This is a genomic window from Streptomyces sp. NPDC059255 (assembly GCF_042752355.1).
GTDB lineage: Bacteria > Actinomycetota > Actinomycetes > Streptomycetales > Streptomycetaceae > Streptomyces.
Window position 1 is genome coordinate 68,646 of the sequence record NZ_JBHYZP010000014.1, and the last position, 17,407, is coordinate 86,052.

The window sequence follows — 17,407 nt, forward strand, 5'->3', positions numbered from 1 at the left end:
CAGGTGGTGCAGACTGCGGCGAATGAGCGCCGTTGTCTGGATCGCCGTGGGTTCGCTGGCCGCGTGGTGCTGGCTGTTGCTGGGTCAGGGGTTCTTCTGGCGTACGGATCAGCGGCTGCCCGCGCACGAGAGGTGCGCGGACGATCCCAAGGGGCATGAGGGGGACGACGGCCGGCGCTGGCCCTCGGTCGCCGTCGTCGTACCGGCGCGGGACGAAGCCGCCGTACTGCCGCAGTCGCTGCCGTCCCTCCTGGCACAGGTCTATCCGGGCAGCGCGGAGATCTTCCTGATCGACGACGGCAGCCGGGACGGGACGAGCGCCCTGGCGCGTGAGCTCTCGGCGCGCTACGGCGGGCTGCCGCTGACCGTCGCGTCGCCCGGCGAGCCCGAACCCGGCTGGACCGGCAAGCTGTGGGCGCTGCGCCACGGCATCGCGCTGGCCCGCGCCCGCGATCCCGAGTATCTGCTGCTGACGGACGCGGACATCGCCCATGAGCCGGACAGCCTGCGGGAGCTGGTGGCCTCCGCGAGGCCGGAGGGGTTCGACCTCGTCTCGCAGATGGCGCGGCTGCGGGTCGTCAGCGGCTGGGAGAAGCTCATCGTGCCCGCGTTCGTGTACTTCTTCGCGCAGCTCTATCCGTTCCGCCGGATCAACCGTCCGGGCGCGCGGACCTCGGCCGCGGCGGGCGGCTGTGTCCTGCTGCGTACGGAGGCCGCCGTGCGTGCCCGGGTGCCGGAGTCGATCCGCCAGGCCGTGATCGACGACGTGTCCCTGGCCCGCGCGGTACGGCGCAGCGGCGGACGCATCTGGCTGGGGCTGGCGGAACGGGTGGACAGTGTGCGGCCCTGTCCGCGGCTGGCCGATCTGTGGCGGATGGTCTCGCGCAGCGCGTACGCCCAGCTGCGGCACAGTCCGCTGCTGCTCCTGGGCACCGTGGCGGGGATGGTGGTGGTCTATCTGGCGCCGCCCGTGGTGCTGTGCGTGGGAGCGTTCGGCGGGAACGGGGCCGCGGGGTGGCTGGGGTTCGCGGCGTGGGGGGTGATGACGGGGACGTACGTCCCGATACTGCGCTACTACCGGCTGTCCCTGTGGCTGGCTCCGCTGCTGCCGTTCACGGCGCTGCTCTATCTGCTGATGACGGTCGATTCCGCGGTGCGGCACTACCGGGGGCGCGGGGCGGCCTGGAAGGGCCGGACGTACACCCGTCCCGAGACCGCCCCCGACCCCTGACGGACGGGGGGTGTCCGGCCGTCGGCGTAGGTCACTTCCTGCCGGGTGTCCAGTTCATGCCCCATCCGTAGGCGTAATCGATGGTGCGCTGCGGGCTGACGCCCCGTTCCGGTACGAGAAAGCGTGCCTCGCGCTGGACGACGAGGTCGGAACCGGTATTGGTGATCAGCGCGAGTGAGCAGACCGTCGAGGCCACCGTGCATTCGCCGAGCGAGAAGTCGATCGCGGCACCGTGCTGCGGCTGGAGAGTGACCGTCGCGTCGAGATCCGCGAAACTGCGGGCGCCTTCGTAGATGGTCACGAAGATGACGACGCGGCGCAGCCGGTCCTTGTGGTCGAGGTTGATGGTGAGGTTCTCACCGCTGGAGACCGCGCCCGTGCGGTCGTCGCCGTCGAGATGGATGTACGGCGGCTGGTTGAGCGCGCCGAAGGCATTACCGAGCGCCTGGACCACGCCTTTGCGGCCGTCGGTCAGTTCGTAGAGCGCGCACAGGTCGAGATCGAGATCTCCGTGCATGGCGACGGCCCGGCCGAGTTTGGCGCCCCAGCCCTTGAACTGTTTACGCACCTGCCAGTTGAGGTTCACGCGCATCGCACCCGAGGTTCCGCCCTGTTTGGCGAGGGAGACGGAGGGCGCGTCCTTCGTCAGCGTCACCTTGCTGAGCCGTACGGGCGGGGCGGAGCGGGACGGAGCGGGCTGCGCCGGGGGCGTCGGGGCCGCCGGAGGCGTCGGGGCCGCCGAGGGAACTGCCGGGCGCGTGGGAGGTACGGACGGCGTGGGAGGTACGGACGGCGCGGTCCGTGCCGGGCGCGCCGCCCGGACCGGAGCGGGCGGCGTGGTGCGGGACGGCGCCGGGGCCGGGGCCGAGGGGCCCGGGTCGTCGACCGAGATACCGAAGTCCGTTGCCAGACCGGCGAGTCCGCTGTCGTAGCCCTGTCCGACGGCCCGGAACTTCCACTGTCCCTGGCGGCGGTACAGCTCGCCGACGACGAACGCCGTCTCGACGGTCGCGTCCGTGGAGTCGTACCGCGCGAGCTCCGCGCCGGTGGCCGCGTCCAGCACCCGTACGCGCAGTCCCGGAACCCGGCCGAAGGTGCCGCCGTCGGCGGAGGCCGCGAGGACGATCCGCTCGACGGCGGGTTCGACCCCGGCGAGATCCACCGCGAGGGTGTCCGTGACCTCGGCTCCCCCGGGCTTCTTGCCTTCGTGCCGAACCGCCCCCGAGGCGTGCCGCGGCTGGTTGTAGAAGACGAAGTCCGCGTCCGAGCGGACCTTTCCGGAGACGAGCAGGAGGGCCGACGCGTCGACGTCCGGCACCCCCGGCCCTGAACGCCATCCCAATTCGACGCGGACGGCGGGCGCCGTCACCGGAAGATTGGCTCCTTTAAGCATGGACATGCTCGCCCCCATCGCGCATCGCTGAGTCCGAGGATTCGGTCCCGTCAAACCTAATCGAGACGTCAGCGCGATGCCCCCGTTGGTGCCGCGGACACCGCGGGACTCACTGGTAACCCCCCGCGAACTTGCCTTTTACACGATCCGAACGCGCCAGGACGACCGTTTTTCCCACGTTCGCTCGCATTGGGGATGCGAAGACACCCAGAGGTCCCCAAAGAACCCCCAATCCCGACTCCCCAACCGGCGGGTCCTGGGCTTAACTTATGTTCCATGACCTCCCCCCGCGCCACCTACGGCGGCGGTTACTACACCGCCCCGGCGTTCCCGGACACCCCGATCTACGACTCCCTGGTCGCGGAGCGGGGCACGCCTCAGATCGCCCCGATCCGAGTGCCCGCCGCCTACGACACGGGCAACAGCTATCTGCCGGCCCTGCCCGCCGCGCTGCCGGCCCTCCCGGCGGCTCCCTCGCACTCCGCCCCGTCCTACGGGGGCGGCTACCCGCAACAGCAGCCCATGCAGCAGATGCCGCAGCCGATGCCTCTCCAGCAGGCGCCGGCTCCGTACATCCCGCAGCAGGCCGCCGCGCCCCGGGGCTACCAGCCGGCTCCCCAGCCCCAGCAGTACGGGCAGCCCCAGCCGCAGCGTCCGATGCCCGGTACCGGGTACGAGGCGATGCGTCCGGCCGCGGCGCGCCCGGCCCCCGCGGCGCCTCAGCAGTACGAGGACCCGTACAACCGGCCCTACCAGGGCCGGGGTTACTGAGACAGCCCGCCGAGGGCCCGAGGCGCCGACGGGAGGCACCGGACAGGAGGGGCGGCAGGAGGCACCGGCGGCATCCGGCCAGGGGCCGGGGCCGGGGCAAGACCGTCGGGCGGCCGGCGGCTGACAGGATGGCTTCATGCCGAAGCCGTTCCACGCCGTTGTGCACGCTCTGGGGGTCCACCCGGTCAAGTCGATGGCCGGGTGCGCGCCAGCGAGCGCCGTGGTGGAGCCCTGGGGGCTCGCCGCGGACCGCCGGTGGGCGCTGATCGACCGTACGGGGAAAGTGGTCACGCAGCGCCAGCGTCCGGGGCTGGCGCTGGTCCACGCGGAGCCGCTGCCCGCGGGCGCCGTCCGGCTGCGCGGGCCCGGGCTCGGCCCGGTGGACGTCGCGGTTCCGGAACCGGCGACCGGGAGCACGACGGGGACGGAGCTCGTCGTGACGGACATCTTCGGCACCAAGGTCGAGTCGGTGCCGGCCGGTCCCGACGCGAGTGAGGTGGAACGCCGGCTGAGCGCGTACCTCGGGGAGGAGGTCCGGCTCGTCCACCTCGACGACCCGGCCACGCGCCGGCCGGTCAACCCGCTCTACGGGCGGCCCGGCGAGACGGTCTCCTTCGCCGACGGCTTTCCGCTGCTCGTCACCTCCACGGCGTCGCTCGACGCCCTCAACGCGCTGATCGCGCAGGGGGACCACCCGGAAGAGGGTCCGTTGCCGATGGACCGGTTCCGGCCGAATCTCGTGGTGGCGGGGACGGCGCCCTGGGCGGAGGACGGCTGGCGGCGTCTCGCCGTCGGCGAGGTCGCCTTCCGGGTCGCCAAGCCGTGCGGGCGCTGCGTCATCACCACCATCGACCAGCGCACGGCGGAGCGCGGCAAGGAGCCGCTGCGGACCCTCGGCCGTCACCGCCGCCTCGACGGGAAGCTCGTCTTCGGGCAGAACCTGGTCCCCGAGTCGACCGGCACGGTGCGGGTGGGGGATCCGGTGACGGTGCTGGAGTGACCCGTGCCACGCGGCCGTACGGCCGAAAAGCTCCCTCTCCGGCGTGACGCCGCGGGCTCACGGGAACACGCCGCACGGAACCGTCCGTTGAGCGGACGGGCACATGTCGGTGCATGGGGCACCGAGGTGAGCTTGCTCTCTCTTCAGGCCGACGGCGCGTGGAACCCACCGTCCCCGGCCAGGACGGACACCGGAAAGGGGGTGCGGACTGGTGCGCACCATGGTGGGACTGTGGCGCTGGCGGCGCAACCCCTTGCGCAGGGGCACCGACGCCGCGGAGGGGTGGGTCGCGCTGACGGCGGTGCTGCTCTTCGCGCTGGCGGCACCGGCCGCCGGCTGGCTCTGCGGCGAGCGGGTCGACGCGGCGCTGCGGGAGACGGTGCGGCTCCAGGAGGAGCAGCGGCACACGACCCCCGCCACGGTCGTCTCCCGCACGCGGGAGCGGCCCCTCCTGGCGTACGACACGGAGTCCGCCACCGAGCAGGACACGGGCAGCCGGGTGGTCGCGACCTGGCGGGCGCCGGACGGCACGGCGCGCACGGGCACGGTCTCCACGCCGCTGCGCACCCCGCACGCGGGCGACACCTTCACCATCTGGGCCGACGGGGAGGGACAGCACGTACGGCCCCCGATGACCGTCGAGGCGGCGCGGGCCCACGCCGTCCTGGCGGGGTTCGGTCTCGCGGCCCTGACCGTCGGAGTGGTCGAGGGCGTCAGACGGCTGATCGTATGGCGGCTCGTGCAACGGCGGTACGAGCGGCTCGACCGTGCCTGGGCCAAGGCCGGTCCTGACTGGGGGCGTACCGGGGCGGGGAGTTAGGGTCGGTCGGACCTGGCCCGACCCGACCTGTACCTGACCTGACCGGTCGGTGGGAGCCCCGGCCCCGATCGGGCCGGGTCCGGCCGCGGGACACGCCCCGGTGGCACGGACGGGAAGTTGTCCGCCATGTCCGGGGCGCGGCGGAAAGCGGCCTCCCGGAGCCGCTGCTCGCGTCAACTCGGCGGCGCCGCGCGCGCTACGGTGGTGCCGCCCGGTATGCCGCACTGACCGGGGGCCGGGGCCGGCACCCGGGACGGCACGACACGGGCATACGCACGAGGTGGGGACAGAACAACACCATGGCACAGGGCACGGTCCAGGTGACCAACACCGGAACATCGCGCTGGCGGCGGCGCACGGGCGAGTACGCCTCCCTCGCCGCCGCGCTGGAGGCCGCCGGGGACGGCGACATCCTCACCGTCGCCCCCGGGACGTACCGGGAGAACCTCGTGGTCACGCGGGCGGTCACGCTGCGCGGCGCGGAGGGCTCCCTCGGCTCCGTACGGATCGCGCCGCTCGACGGCGTGCCGCTGATCGTGCGTGCCTCCGCCACCGTCCAGGACCTCCATGTGGAGGGCCAGGACGCCACGGCGCCCGCGCTGCTGGTGGAGGACGGCACGCCGGATCTGACGGATCTGCGGATCGTGACCCGCTCGGCGGCGGGACTGGAGGTCCGCGGCGCGGCCCGCCCCACGGTGCGGCGGTGCACGGTCGACAATCCTGCCGGGGTCGGCATAGCCGTACTCGACGGCGCCGGCGGGGTGTTCGAGGAGTGCGAGATCGTCGCGGCGGGCCAGGCGGGCATCTCGGTGCACGGCGGCGCGCATCCCCGTCTGGAGCGCTGCCGGATCCACCACGCCTCGGGCTCCGGGCTGGCCGTCACCGGTGAGGGCAGCGGTCTGGAGGCGATCGGCTGCGAGGTGTACGAGATCAAGGGCACCGGCGTGCAGATCGCGTCCCGCGCGGCGGTCCATCTGACCGACTCGTCCGTGCACCGCACCTCGGCGGACGGCATAACCCTGGACACCGACGCCGTTCTCACGCTCTCCGACTGCGACATCCACGACATTCCGGAGAACGCGGTCGATCTGCGCTCCCGTTCGGTCCTGACGCTGACCCGCTCCACTGTGCGCCGCTTCGGCCGCAACGGGCTCTCCGTGTGGGATCCGGGCACCCGCGTCGATGCCAACCAGTGCGAGATCCACGACAGTACGGGCGACTATCCGGCGGTCTGGGTGAGTGACGGCGCGACCGTCGTGCTCGACTCCTGCCGGCTGCACGACGTGCCCGACGCGCTCTTCGTGCTCGACCGGGGCTCGCGCGCGGACGTCGTCGACAGCGACATCTCCCAGGTGCGCAACACCGCCGTGTCGGTGAGCGACGGGGCGACCGCCCAGCTCGACGACTGCCGGATCAGGGAGGCCTCCACGGGCGCCTGGTTCCGCGACCACGGCAGCGGCGGCACCCTCGCCTCCTGCACCATCGACGCCGTCCAGACGGGCGTCATCGTCACCAAGGGCGCCGATCCGGTCATCGAACGCTGCACGGTCACCTCGCCCGCCGAGGCGGGCTTCTACGTCTCCGCCGAGGGCCGCGGCACCTTCCGCAACTGCCGGGTGACGGGCAGCGGCGGCTACGGCTTCCACGTCATGGACGGCTGCCGTACGACGCTCACCCGCTGCCGTACGGAGCGCTGCGCGCGCGGCGGGTACGACTTCGCGGAGGACGGGCCGACCGTCGAGGACTGCACCAGCGACGAGAGCGGTGTGCTGGCCCCGCCGTCACCGGTTGCGGAACCGACGGCGAAGCTGACGGCCAGCCAGTCCCCCGGCCTGCTCGGGGCGGTGCCCGCGCAGACCGCCCCCGCCACGCCGCCCGGCGTCACCGCCACCGCCGAGCCCCCGCGCGGCTCCGAGGAGGTGCTCGGGGAACTGGACTCGCTGGTCGGCCTGGACAGCGTCAAGCGCGAGGTGCGGGCCCTCACCGACATGATCGAGGTCGGCCGCCGCCGCAAGGAGGCGGGCCTCAAGGCGGCCTCGGTCCGCCGCCATCTCGTCTTCACCGGCTCCCCCGGCACCGGCAAGACGACCGTGGCCCGGCTGTACGGCGAGATCCTGCACTCCCTCGGGGTGCTGGAGCGCGGCCACCTCGTCGAGGTCTCCCGGGTGGACCTGGTCGGCGAGCACATCGGCTCGACCGCGATCCGTACGCAGGAGGCGTTCGACCGGGCGCGCGGCGGTGTGCTGTTCATCGACGAGGCGTACGCGCTCTCCCCCGAGGACTCGGGCCGCGACTTCGGCAAGGAGGCCATCGACACCCTGGTGAAGCTGATGGAGGACCACCGGGACGCGGTGGTGGTGATCGTCGCCGGGTACACCGCGGAGATGGAGCGGTTCCTCACCGTCAACCCCGGTGTGGCGTCCCGTTTCTCCCGGACCATCACCTTCAGCGACTATGTGCCCGAGGAACTGCTGCGGATCGTCCGGCAACAGTCCGAGGAGCAGGAGTACCGGCTGGGCGAGGGCACGGCCGAGGCCCTGCTGTCGTACTTCACGGACCTGCCGAAGGGGCCCGCCTTCGGCAACGGCCGTACCGCGCGCCAGACGTTCGAGTCGATGGTGGAGCGGCACGCGGGCCGGGTCGCCCAGCTTCCGGAGACCAGCACGGACGACCTGACCCTGCTCTACGCCGACGACCTGCCGGAACTGCCCGGGCTGCCCGAACTGCCCTGAGCCGCACCGGCGTCGGGCAGCGGCGGGAGCACGGTCGGCCGGTGTCCGTCGGTGCGCTGCGGCGGCAGTTGCGGCGGCAGCCGGTCGAGCAGCGAGGCACGTTCCTCGGCGAAGACGGGGTCGGCCTGGTAGTCGGAGTGGCCGAGGATCGGCTCGGGCAGCGGGTGGAGCACCGTACGGCCGTAGGCGAGCGGGTCCTTCAGCGGGCCCCGGTCGACCTCGGCCCCGTCGCCGTCGGCGGGCACCCTGACGGGCCCGCCGATCGGGTCGGTGTCGCGCCACAGGTTGCGCCAGCAGTGCAATTCCTTGCTCAGGTCCCCGAGTTGCCCCGCGCCGAAGTACGCGGGGAACCAGCGGCCGTAGAGCCGCTCCAGCGGTGAGCCGTACGTCAGCAGTGCGACCCGGTGGCGGGTGGCGGACGAGAGCTGCCAGACGGCGGCGGCGGCGAGCACACTGCCCTGGGAGTGGCCGGAGAGGACCAGCCGGCCGCCCGAGCGCTCGGTCCAGGTGGCGATGCGCCAGGTGAGGTCGGGGACGGCGCGCTCGGCGTAGCAGGGCGGCGCGAACGGGTGGGCGGCACGCGGCCAGAACGTACCGACGTCCCACAGGATGCCGATGGTGCGGCGGGCCGAGGGGTCGCGGTAGGCGCGCCGCCCCCAGGTGACCAGCAGTATGAAGCCGAGGCCCACGAACCAGGAGCCCAGCGCCTGCGCGGTCTGCGCCACGGACTCCAGGAGCGGGAAGGTGCCCCGCATCGCCTTGCCCGGCACCTGGCCGCTGACCCACGATCCGGCGACCGCGGCGGCGCCGAGGAACAGGGCCGCGCCGGAGACCAGTCCGACGATCCGGGGAGCGGAGTCGGTGAGCGCGGCGCGGGCACGGGCGCCCGCGATCTGCCGGGTGCGCGGGGAGTCGGCGGCGATGTCGCCGTACTCCTTCTCGACGGCGGGTGCCAGGGCACGGGTGGCGCGTACGGTACGGACGCACAGGACGGCGAGGGGGATCAGCAGCAGCACGAGCAGCACCGGGATGACCGACGCCTGCCAGCTCAGCAGCGCCGGAGGGCCGATGATCGCACCGCCGCCCATGCCGGGGGTGGCGTCGCCGTCCAGCCAGTCGGCGACGCGCTGGGCGACCCCGCCGGTCATCACCCCGGCCAGGGCGCAGGCGAGCATCGCGACGGCGGGCCCGGCGAGTCCGCGCAGCGCGGTGCGCGGCTGGGCGGCGCGGCGGTGGAGCACATGCGCGGTGACGGCGAGGGCGACGATCAGGGCGACCTGGGCGAGCGAGAGGACCCGGAAGGAGAGATTGCCGGGCAGCCCGCCGGAGGAGGCCCAGCCGGGTCTGGACCACCCGGCGTACACCACGGCCAGCACGAGCACCGCGACGGAGCCGGCGGGCAGTCGGCTGATCACCATCCGGTCGAGGGAGCCGTCGCGGCGGCGCTCGCTGCGGCCCCTGCTGCACACGACGTACAGCACCGCGCCGAGGCCGGCGACGAGCGCCGCCTGGAGCAGCAGGCCGAGGAGTTCGAGGGGCCCGTCACCGGCCCGCCGGTCGTGGTCGGCGCCCGCCGCGACGAGGGCGGCGGCGATGGTGAGGAAACCGGCGGCGGTGTGCGCGGCGCGCAGCCGGGCGACGAGGCGGCGGCCGTACCAGAAGCCGGGCCGGCCGAGGGCGGGGCGTACCCGGGCCTGCCCGTCGTCGGCGGAGGCGCCGGGGGCGCCAGGGACTCCGGGCGCGGCCGCGGGATCCGGAACGGCTGCCCTCGCGGGGGACGGCTCCGCGGGGCGGTCGCCGGTGAGCGGCGGGCGCTGGGCCTCGTACGCGCTCCATGTCCGGTTGGAGAGGAACCACAACAGCGTGACCAGCGCCGCCGGCACCACGGCGGCCAGGGCGAGGCGGCGGCCCGGCTGCGACCACCAGCCGTGGGACTCGGGCGAGAGGAAGCCGATCCAGGAGCGCTGTTCGACACACTGCGCGGAGCCGGCACACTGCCACGCCGTCAGGTCGAGCGCGACCTCGCAGGCGGCGGCGGTGAGCAGCACGGTGAGGGTGAGGGCGACCAGCCGTACCAACAGGCCGTACAGCCGCTGGGACCTGCCGAGTCCCTTGGTGGCCGGGCGCATCCAGTGGGCGAGGTTGACCACCATGAAGGGCAGGAGCAGCAGCCACAGGGCGCGGGAGCCGTTGCCCGAGGTGAGGTTGGACCAGCAGTACGCCTCGGGGATCGGCCGGTCCCGGTAGCGCTCCGGGTGCTGCTCGGCGTCGGCGTCGTCGGCTCTCCGGTAGACCGCGGCCGTCTTGTCGCCGGTGACTCTGACCGTGCGCGGGTCGTCGAGCATCTCCTGCGGGGTGGCCCCGCCGACGCCGTGGACCAGCAGTTCGAGTGCGGCTCCGCCGGAGTGCGGACCCGCTGTTGGTGAGGACACTTCGTAGCTCGCTCTCTCGTGGCGGACCGGGGAACGGTGGGGGAGGAACGATGAGGAGAACGGTGGGGAGGGGACTGTGGCGACGCGACGGCAGGGAGGGAACGGTGTGAGTACCAGAGTCCCGGATGGTGGTGGTTCGGCGCCGGTCCGTCACCGAATCTCCTCGTCACTCTCTTCCAGCGGGCACCGGGGCGGCTGTCCGACCCCCGTGGCAGGATGGGGCGCACAGCGGACAGGGCGGGGGCGTGCGATGCCGGTGCACGGCCGCGTTCCACGACGAGACGGAAGGCCGGCGCGGTGGTGAGCGACAACCAGAACCTGCTGGCGGAGCAGCGCCGCGCGCTGATCCTGGACGAGGTGCGCCGGCGGGGCGGGGTCAGGGTCAACGAGCTGACGCGCAGGCTCAATGTCTCCGACATGACGGTGCGCCGGGATCTCGACGCGCTGTCCCGGCAGGGCGTTGTGGCGAAGGTGCACGGCGGCGCGGTGCCGGTGGCCGAGGCGAGCACGCACGAGCCCGGCTTCGAGGCGAAGTCGGCGCTGGAGCTGACGGCCAAGCAGGACATCGCGCGGGCGGCGGCGGCGATGGTGGTGCCCGGCAGTGCCATCGCGCTCTCGGGCGGGACGACGACGTACGCGCTGGCGCACCTGCTGCTGGACGTGCCGGACCTGACGGTGGTGACGAACTCGATGCGGGTGGCCGATGTGTTCCACGCCGCCCGGCAGACGGAGCCGGGTGGCGCCGGCCGTCCCGGGGCGGCGATGGTGGTGCTCACGGGCGGCGTACGGACGCCGTCCGACTCGCTGGTGGGCCCCGTCGCCGACCAGGCGATCCGCTCGCTCCACTTCGATGTGCTCTTCCTCGGGGTGCACGGCATCTCGGTGGAGGCCGGGCTCTCCACCCCCAACCTGGGCGAGGCGGAGACGAACCGGCGGCTGATGAGGTCGGCGCGCCGGGTGGTGGTCGTCGCCGACCACACCAAGTGGGGCACGGTGGGCCTGAGTTCCTTCGCGACGCTGGACGAGGTCGACACACTGGTGACCGACGCGGGGCTGTCGGCGCAGGCCCGCGCGGAGATCGAGGAGCGGCTGCCGGGGCTGGTGGTGGCGGGCGACCGGGACGAATCCGCGGAGGGTCCGGGCGGCGACTGACACCGCCCCGGCCTACGATCACCGGATGAGCGTCTTCCGTATCGACCGGACCACCCCGCTCTCCGCCGAGGACGCCTGGCGTCGGCTCACCGACTGGCCGGCGCACGCCGCTCAGGTGCCACTGACCCGGATCACCGTTCTGACGCCGGGCCCGACCCGTGCAGGAACGGTCTTCGTCGCCCGCACCGGGCTCGGCCGCGCCGCGTTCGACGACCCGATGGAGGTCGTCCGCTGGCAGCCGCCCGCGCCGGGCCGCCCCGGCCACTGCCGGCTGGAGAAGCGCGGGACCGCGGTCACGGGCTGGGCCGAGATCCATGTGCGCCAGGAGGGCGGGGCCGGGGAAGCCGCGTACGGGAGCCCCACCCGGGTGCGCTGGGAGGAGGAACTGCGCGTGGGCCCGCTCCCCCGCCTCCTCGCCCCGCTCACCGCGCGCGCCGGCCGCCTGGTGTTCGGCCGGGTCGTCGACCGGCTGCTGCGCGGCCAGGGGTGACGCCCGCGCGCGGAACGGGCGGGGAACGCCGGTCAGTCCGGGGGTCGCCGGTCAGTCCGGGGGGAACCCTGGTCAGTCCGGGGGGACGCCGGTCAGTCCGGGGGGGGACGCCGGTCAGTCCGGCCAGACACCGGACTCCAGGAAGCGGTCGAGGGTCCGCGCGTACGGGGCGATGTCCAGGCCCTGTCCGGCGAGCCAGGCGTCGGAGTAGTACTTGTCGAGATAGCGGTCGCCCGGGTCACAGAGCAGGGTCACCACACTGCCGGTGCTCCCCCGCGCGACCATCTCCGCCACGATGCGCAGCGCACTCCACAGTCCGGTGCCGGTGGAGCCGCCCGCCTTGCGTCCGATGGCCCCCTCCAGCGCCCGTACCGCGGCGACGCTCGCGGCGTCCGGGACCTTCATCATCCGGTCGATCGCGCCGGGCACGAAGCTCGGCTCCATCCGGGGGCGGCCGATCCCCTCGATCCGGGAGCCGCGGGCGCTGCGCGCCCGGTCGTCGTGGCGCGTCCAGCCGTCGAAGAAACAGGAGTTCTCGGGGTCGGGCACACAGATCCGGGTGTCGTACTGCATGTAGTGGACATAGCGCGCGATGGTCGCGGAGGTGCCTCCGGTACCCGCCGTGGCGACGATCCACGCGGGCTCCGGGTAGCGCTCCAGCCTGAGCTGCTGATAGATCGACTCGGCGATGTTGTTGTTGCCGCGCCAGTCGGTGGCACGCTCCGCGTAGGTGAACTGGTCCATGTAATGGCCGCCGGTCCGCTCGGCCAGCCCAGCGGACTCCTCGTAGATCGTGCCCGCGTCGTCCACGAAGTGGCAGCGCCCGCCGTGGAATTCGATGAGCCGGCACTTCTCCGCGCTGGTGGTACGCGGCATGACCGCGATGAACGGCACGCCGATCAGCTTGGCGAAGTACGCCTCCGAGACGGCCGTCGAACCGCTGGACGCCTCGATGACCGGCTTGCCGGGTCTGATCCAGCCGTTGCACAGGCCGTACAGGAAGAGCGAGCGGGCGAGCCGGTGTTTGAGGCTTCCGGTCGGGTGTGTCGACTCGTCCTTGAGGTAGAGGTCGATGCCCCACTCCTCGGGCAGCGGGAAACGCAGCAGGTGCGTGTCCGCGGAGCGGTTGGCGTCGGCCTGCACCTTGCGCACGGCGTCCTTGAGCCAGGCTCGGTACCCGGCGTCGCTGCGGTCCACGTCGACCGTGGGCATGACCCGTCCGCCGACAGGTTCGCGGACGGGCTCCGGGACAGGTCCCTCCGCCGGCGCCGTCGTCCCTGTCGGCCGTCCGCTCGTCTCTCGCCCAGTCATACGTACCGCCCCTCTCCGTCTCCACTGTCTCCGTACCGGTTCCCAGCCGCACCGTACCTCTACCACCTGCACAAACGCTTGCTTTGGTGACCCATAGGAATCGCTGGTGAAGTGTGCGCCCCACGCGCTCTGGTGCCGGGCGGCATACTTGTGCAAACTGCCTTGAGGGGACGAACGGGGAACGGGTACGGAGGGGGCTGGAACGCCATGGCGGAACCGGAGTTCGACGCGCGCGGCGTGCGGATCGAGCGGTGGCCCCGCTCGCTCACCAGGGCCGGCCAGGTGCTGGTCCAGGACGGCAGGCTGGCGCTGCTGACCAGTTACGGCCGGGTGATCGACAGCGCGCCGCTGCGTGCGGTCCGGGCGGCGCGGCCGTGGTTCGCCGGAAGCGGCAGCATGGTCGCGACCGTGAACGGGACCCGCTACCGGCTGACCATGGGGCAGCGGGGGCGCAGGCCGGACGCGACGGCCCTGGCCGGTCGGCTCATGGAGGCGGTCAGCAGGGCGAGCCACCCGGGGCCCTGAAGCGGGCCGGCTCAGGGGACGCGCCGACACCTCAAGTCGGTCTGCCGCGAGTTGCGAAGCCGGGGTCGCTGGTCCACTCTGATCTCACATCACTCAGAGTTTCCCGGCGGTTACGCTGCGATCCAGCCCCGCCGGACGGGAACGGCGGCGAGCCGGTCGCCGGTCCCGGCCCCCTTCGTGTTCTTCCGGACCTCATTCGGGGAGTCGCGGCCGTGATCAGTCAGCCCAGCAGGCACTGCACGGTGGAGCTCCAGGCCCTGCCGTCGCGGATCGGTCAGATACGCAGAATAATCTCCGCGCAATTGCGCTACTGGCACCTCGACCTTCTCATCGACCCAGCGGCTCTCGGGGTGACCGAGCTGCTGACCAACGTTCACCGGCACGCACACCCGGACAAGAGATGCACCGTCGATGTCGAGCTGCTGCTCGAACGGCTCATGGTCTCGGTCAGCGACCACGATCCGCGCCTGCCGACGGTGCACCACGCCACTTTGTCGGACACCGGCGGCCGCGGCCTCGCGCTGATCGCGGCGGTGAGCGAGAGCTGGGGCATTCATTCCCGGGGCGACACCGGGAAGAGCATATGGTTCACGCTCCCCGCACCGCCGGTCGCCCTGGCGCTGCCGCTGCGACCTGTGTACGGCGCGATCACCGACGGCCCGTTCCCCGCGACGGAGTTCGGCGCCGTGGCGGGGGCGCACGGACCGAACCGGGCCCGGTCGGCCGTGTTCGGCTGACCCCGGGCACCCGGCCACGGGCAACCGGCCCCCACTCCTTGTCCGCGGACGTCAGCGTCCGAGCGCGCCGAGCGGGTCGTCGAGCACCGGCTGCCACGCCAACTCGGCGGCTCCCACGAGGCTGTTGTGGTCCAGGGTGCACGGCAGGATGGGTACGCCGCCGCTGCGGCCCCACAGACTGCGGTCGGCGACGACCGCGCGCAGCCGGTCCGGGTCGGCTTCGAGCAGTTCGCGGTGGAGCCCGCCGAGGATGATCCGGTCCGGGTTGAGGATGTTGACCAGTCCGGCGAGCCCCAGGCCGAGCCGGTCGATCAGCTCCGCGGCGGCGCCCCGTACGGCCGGGTCGGCGTACTCCGTACGGAGCAGATCGCGCGACTGCTGGAGCAGCGAGCTCTCGGGGCCCGGCGTGCGGCCCGCCGCGGTGAGGAAGGCGAGTGGGTCGGCCTCGACGTCGAGACAGCCCCTGCTGCCGCAGTAGCAGGAGCGCCCCTCGGGGTTGACCGTCAGATGGCCGACCTCCAGGGCAAGGCCCGAACTGCCGGTGTGCAGACGTCCGTCGAGGACGAGCGCGCCGCCGACTCCCCGGTGGCCGGTGGCGACGCAGAGGAGGTGCTGGGCGCCGCGCCCCGCGCCGTGTCGGTGCTCGGCGAGCGCTGCCAGATTGACGTCGTTGCCGGTGAAGGCGGGGCCCTCGATGCCCGCGGCGCGGACCCGCTCGGCGAAGATCTCCCGTACCCGCGAGCCCACGGGCCAGGCGATGTGGAGCGGGTTGAGCGCGGTTCCCTCCGGTTCGGCGACCGCGGAGGGCACGGCGAGGCCCGCGCCCACGCACCGCCGCCCCGCGGCGCGCAGCAGTCCGGCGCCCGTCTCGACGACCGCGCCGAGGACCTGCGCGGGGTCGGCCGAGGCCGTACCGCGGCCGGGAGCGGTCGCGACGATCCGGCCGCCGAGCCCGACCAGCGCGGCCCGGAAGCCGTCGGCGTGGACCTGGGCGGCGAGCACGACGGGGCCCGCCTCGTCGACCGAGAGCCGGTGCGAGGGCCGGCCCTGGGAACCGGCGGCGGCGCCGGGCCGGGAGTCCACCCGGATCAGGCCGAGCGCTTCCAGCTCGGCGGCGACCGCGCCGGCCGTGGCGCGGGTGACGCCCAGCTCCGCCGTGAGGACGGCGCGGGTGGGCGCGCGGCCCGTGTGAACCAGTTCCAGCGCCGGGCCGAGCGCGCCGCGGCCCCTCTCCAGCCGTGTCCTGGCCGTGGTCCCCTTGCCGTTCATGGAGGCGAGTCTCCCATGATCCGATGGAGTGGCGGACTTCCGGCCGGAAAGGACGGCGGAGTCCGCGGGACGGCCCATGACGCCTTGTAGGGACGTCCCCTGGCCCCTATCCTCACTTTGTGCCGCTTCTAAACAAAATGCGTACGGCTCTCTCCGGCAGCGCGGCCGGAGCGCCCCGGGCGCATTCCCCCCTCAGCCGCCTCCGCACCGTCCTGACCGTGATCTTCGCCCTCGACGGCTTCCTGTTCGCCGGCTGGGTGGTCCGCATCCCGGCGATCAAGCAGCAGACCGGGGCGTCGGCGAGCGACCTCGGCCTCGCCCTGCTCGGGGTCTCCGCGGGCGCCGTGGCAACCATGGCGTTCACCGGCGGGCTCTGCCGCCGGTTCGGCAGTCATCCGGTGACGGTGGTCTGCGCGGTGCTGCTCTCGCTGAGCGTCCTGCTGCCGCCGCAGACCCACTCGGCGCTCACGCTCGGCCTGGTGCTGCTGCCGTTCGGCGCGGCCTACGGCGGACTCAACGTGTCGTAGACACTAACTACTTGAGGCGTAGCTGAGCCCCGTTCGACAGCGTTGTCGAACGGGGCTCAGCTACGCAGTGCGGCGCCCGTCCAGCCGGGACTTACGCCAGAGATCAACAAGAACGCGCCGATCCGCTTCCGAGAGGTCCATCGCCCAGATCGCGCGCTCATGTCGATCATCGAGGTCCGCATACGGCTTCGGATCCGAATCCGGCTCCGCCGCACGCTTCAACGGCTCAAGGGCGCCGCCGGCATACGCGCGCTGGATCGATCCAGGAGCCAGCTCAAGAGCCGCCTCCCAGGCAGGTCGCTTCCCCCTGCTGATCGTGGCGCGACCGTTCTCGGCAGCGGAAACGGAGTTCACAGTGATGCCGATGCGATGAGCGATCGCCTGCTGCGTGAGGTCGAGCTCTTCGCGGCGCGCGGCGAGCTGCTTGCCGACCAGCGTGGGGGTGTCGGACTGGGTCATGTCACAGAACTGTCCCACGGAGACTCTAGAAAATCTACAAGTCTTGTCCACCAATTGCAGCACTCTGGGGGCACAAAGGCGCACAGGTGTTTCTTTGGGATGAGACTTGTACAAGTCTGGTACCTGTGCTTATCTTCGTGCATGCCACTTCGATCAAACGGGGCTGAGATCCGTCGACGCCGCGAACTGATGGGCATGACGCTCACGCACTTCGCGAAGACGACGGGCTTCTGCCTGAACCACGCCAGCATGGTCGAGATCGGCCGGTCCAACGGCGGCCCACGGTTCCTGAAGGCCGCCGCGAACACCCTGGGCTGCGAGATCGCCGACATCGTCGAAAACACCAGGGCCAGGCCGTGACCCGCCGGGTGTGCCGCACCGTCGACGACGCGTGGGCCGCGGGGTGGGACGCGCCGTGCGGGCATGGCATCACCGATCTGCGGAACTGCCCGGACTGCCGACTCACCCCGGCCGAAATCGGCGCCCTGGCCACTCTGCTGCGCCCCAGTCCCGAGACCGCGCAGGCGCTGGCGTCCACGCACAGCGCCGCCTGAACAC

Annotated in this window: 16 protein-coding genes and 1 pseudogene; 12 read left to right on the plus strand and 5 right to left on the minus strand. The window is 72.7% G+C overall.

Translation table 11 applies throughout. The annotated features are described in order from the left end of the window. Positions 1 to 22 precede the first annotated feature (22 nt). Positions 23 to 1,231, plus strand: coding sequence for a glycosyltransferase (locus ACFXKG_RS18180; RefSeq protein ID WP_384839459.1), 1,209 nt, complete (start codon positions 23 to 25; stop codon positions 1,229 to 1,231). A 31-nt stretch (positions 1,232 to 1,262) separates the two neighbouring features. Here ACFXKG_RS18180 and ACFXKG_RS18185 read toward each other — a convergent pair whose 3' ends face one another. Continuing rightward, positions 1,263 to 2,642 (minus strand): TerD family protein, encoded by a 1,380-nt coding sequence (locus ACFXKG_RS18185; RefSeq protein WP_384839461.1) that lies wholly within the window; start codon positions 2,640 to 2,642, stop codon positions 1,263 to 1,265. A gap of 258 nt (positions 2,643 to 2,900) precedes the next feature. On the opposite strand from ACFXKG_RS18185, the gene ACFXKG_RS18190 reads away from it, so the two are divergent. From ACFXKG_RS18190 to ACFXKG_RS18205, 4 genes are all read left to right on the plus strand, one after another. After that, the gene (locus tag ACFXKG_RS18190; RefSeq protein WP_384839464.1) at positions 2,901 to 3,395 is read left to right on the plus strand and encodes a DUF6643 family protein; all 495 of its coding nucleotides are present in this window, start codon (positions 2,901 to 2,903) and stop codon (positions 3,393 to 3,395) included. A gap of 136 nt (positions 3,396 to 3,531) precedes the next feature. Further along, entirely contained in the window at positions 3,532 to 4,395 is an 864-nt protein-coding gene (locus tag ACFXKG_RS18195) for an MOSC domain-containing protein (protein ID WP_384839467.1), read from the plus strand. A gap of 220 nt (positions 4,396 to 4,615) precedes the next feature. Next, positions 4,616 to 5,215, plus strand: a complete 600-nt coding sequence (locus ACFXKG_RS18200) for a hypothetical protein (RefSeq protein WP_384839867.1) — start codon at positions 4,616 to 4,618, stop codon at positions 5,213 to 5,215. Positions 5,216 to 5,514: 299 nt separating this feature from the next. Beyond that, positions 5,515 to 7,947, plus strand: a complete 2,433-nt coding sequence (locus tag ACFXKG_RS18205; RefSeq protein ID WP_384839470.1) for a right-handed parallel beta-helix repeat-containing protein — start codon at positions 5,515 to 5,517, stop codon at positions 7,945 to 7,947. On the opposite strand, the gene ACFXKG_RS18210 is transcribed toward ACFXKG_RS18205, so the two are convergent. Continuing rightward, positions 7,899 to 10,379 carry a hypothetical protein gene (locus ACFXKG_RS18210; protein WP_384839473.1) on the minus strand — a complete coding sequence of 827 codons (2,481 nt, stop codon included), beginning with the start codon at positions 10,377 to 10,379 and terminating at the stop codon, positions 7,899 to 7,901. The two genes, ACFXKG_RS18205 and ACFXKG_RS18210, sit on opposite strands and share 49 nt — an antisense overlap. Positions 10,380 to 10,679: 300 nt before the next feature. Here ACFXKG_RS18210 and ACFXKG_RS18215 point away from each other — a divergent pair, with 300 nt between their 5' ends. Both ACFXKG_RS18215 and ACFXKG_RS18220 read left to right on the plus strand, forming a co-directional pair. Next, positions 10,680 to 11,531, plus strand: coding sequence for a DeoR/GlpR family DNA-binding transcription regulator (locus ACFXKG_RS18215; protein WP_384839476.1), 852 nt, complete (start codon positions 10,680 to 10,682; stop codon positions 11,529 to 11,531). Positions 11,532 to 11,556: 25 nt separating this feature from the next. Beyond that, a complete protein-coding gene (locus ACFXKG_RS18220; RefSeq protein ID WP_384839478.1) occupies positions 11,557 to 12,021 on the plus strand; it encodes an SRPBCC family protein in 465 nt (154 codons plus the stop codon). Between the two features lie 114 nt (positions 12,022 to 12,135). On the opposite strand, the gene ACFXKG_RS18225 is transcribed toward ACFXKG_RS18220, so the two are convergent. Next, on the minus strand, positions 12,136 to 13,233 hold the full coding sequence (locus tag ACFXKG_RS18225; protein ID WP_384839482.1) for a PLP-dependent cysteine synthase family protein: 1,098 nt from the start codon (positions 13,231 to 13,233) through the stop codon (positions 12,136 to 12,138). A gap of 306 nt (positions 13,234 to 13,539) precedes the next feature. On the opposite strand from ACFXKG_RS18225, the gene ACFXKG_RS18230 reads away from it, so the two are divergent. Then, on the plus strand, positions 13,540 to 13,857 hold the full coding sequence (locus ACFXKG_RS18230) for a hypothetical protein (RefSeq protein ID WP_382888145.1): 318 nt from the start codon (positions 13,540 to 13,542) through the stop codon (positions 13,855 to 13,857). A gap of 212 nt (positions 13,858 to 14,069) precedes the next feature. Further along, positions 14,070 to 14,594 (plus strand): ATP-binding protein, encoded by a 525-nt coding sequence (locus ACFXKG_RS18235; protein WP_384839485.1) that lies wholly within the window; start codon positions 14,070 to 14,072, stop codon positions 14,592 to 14,594. A gap of 51 nt (positions 14,595 to 14,645) precedes the next feature. Here the strand turns inward: ACFXKG_RS18235 and ACFXKG_RS18240 are convergent, their stop codons facing one another. Beyond that, complete coding sequence (locus ACFXKG_RS18240; RefSeq protein WP_384839488.1) at positions 14,646 to 15,863, minus strand: ROK family protein; 1,218 nt, start codon at positions 15,861 to 15,863, stop codon at positions 14,646 to 14,648. Between the two features lie 119 nt (positions 15,864 to 15,982). Between ACFXKG_RS18240 and ACFXKG_RS18245 the strand changes: the two are divergent. Beyond that, a pseudogene (locus tag ACFXKG_RS18245) lies at positions 15,983 to 16,387 on the plus strand (MFS transporter); the annotation flags it as partial. Between the two features lie 63 nt (positions 16,388 to 16,450). On the opposite strand, the gene ACFXKG_RS18250 reads toward ACFXKG_RS18245, so the two are convergent. Next, a complete protein-coding gene (locus ACFXKG_RS18250; protein WP_384839490.1) occupies positions 16,451 to 16,849 on the minus strand; it encodes a helix-turn-helix transcriptional regulator in 399 nt (132 codons plus the stop codon). A 195-nt stretch (positions 16,850 to 17,044) separates the two neighbouring features. Here ACFXKG_RS18250 and ACFXKG_RS18255 point away from each other — a divergent pair, with 195 nt between their 5' ends. Both ACFXKG_RS18255 and ACFXKG_RS18260 read left to right on the plus strand, forming a co-directional pair. Beyond that, complete coding sequence (locus ACFXKG_RS18255; RefSeq protein WP_384839493.1) at positions 17,045 to 17,209, plus strand: hypothetical protein; 165 nt, start codon at positions 17,045 to 17,047, stop codon at positions 17,207 to 17,209. Then, the gene (locus ACFXKG_RS18260) at positions 17,206 to 17,403 is read left to right on the plus strand and encodes a hypothetical protein (RefSeq protein ID WP_384839496.1); all 198 of its coding nucleotides are present in this window, start codon (positions 17,206 to 17,208) and stop codon (positions 17,401 to 17,403) included. The genes ACFXKG_RS18255 and ACFXKG_RS18260 overlap by 4 nt, the downstream gene beginning before the upstream one ends. Positions 17,404 to 17,407: the final 4 nt, after the last annotated feature.

What these genes read in the sequence shown, in the direction of transcription:
- ACFXKG_RS18220 (WP_384839478.1), top strand. Translation starts at nt 11,557, where the DNA reads ATGAGCGTCTTCCGTATCGACCGGACCACCCCGCTCTCCGCCGAGGAC.
- ACFXKG_RS18255 (WP_384839493.1), top strand. Translation starts at nt 17,045, where the DNA reads ATGACGCTCACGCACTTCGCGAAGACGACGGGCTTCTGCCTGAACCAC.
- ACFXKG_RS18185 (WP_384839461.1), bottom strand. Translation starts at nt 2,642, where the DNA reads ATGGGGGCGAGCATGTCCATGCTTAAAGGAGCCAATCTTCCGGTGACG.
- ACFXKG_RS18195 (WP_384839467.1), top strand. Translation starts at nt 3,532, where the DNA reads ATGCCGAAGCCGTTCCACGCCGTTGTGCACGCTCTGGGGGTCCACCCG.
- ACFXKG_RS18190 (WP_384839464.1), top strand. Translation starts at nt 2,901, where the DNA reads ATGACCTCCCCCCGCGCCACCTACGGCGGCGGTTACTACACCGCCCCG.
- ACFXKG_RS18180 (WP_384839459.1), top strand. Translation starts at nt 23, where the DNA reads ATGAGCGCCGTTGTCTGGATCGCCGTGGGTTCGCTGGCCGCGTGGTGC.
- ACFXKG_RS18240 (WP_384839488.1), bottom strand. Translation starts at nt 15,863, where the DNA reads ATGAACGGCAAGGGGACCACGGCCAGGACACGGCTGGAGAGGGGCCGC.
- ACFXKG_RS18205 (WP_384839470.1), top strand. Translation starts at nt 5,515, where the DNA reads ATGGCACAGGGCACGGTCCAGGTGACCAACACCGGAACATCGCGCTGG.
- ACFXKG_RS18225 (WP_384839482.1), bottom strand. Translation starts at nt 13,233, where the DNA reads ATGCCCACGGTCGACGTGGACCGCAGCGACGCCGGGTACCGAGCCTGG.
- ACFXKG_RS18230 (WP_382888145.1), top strand. Translation starts at nt 13,540, where the DNA reads ATGGCGGAACCGGAGTTCGACGCGCGCGGCGTGCGGATCGAGCGGTGG.
- ACFXKG_RS18200 (WP_384839867.1), top strand. Translation starts at nt 4,616, where the DNA reads ATGGTGGGACTGTGGCGCTGGCGGCGCAACCCCTTGCGCAGGGGCACC.
- ACFXKG_RS18250 (WP_384839490.1), bottom strand. Translation starts at nt 16,849, where the DNA reads ATGACCCAGTCCGACACCCCCACGCTGGTCGGCAAGCAGCTCGCCGCG.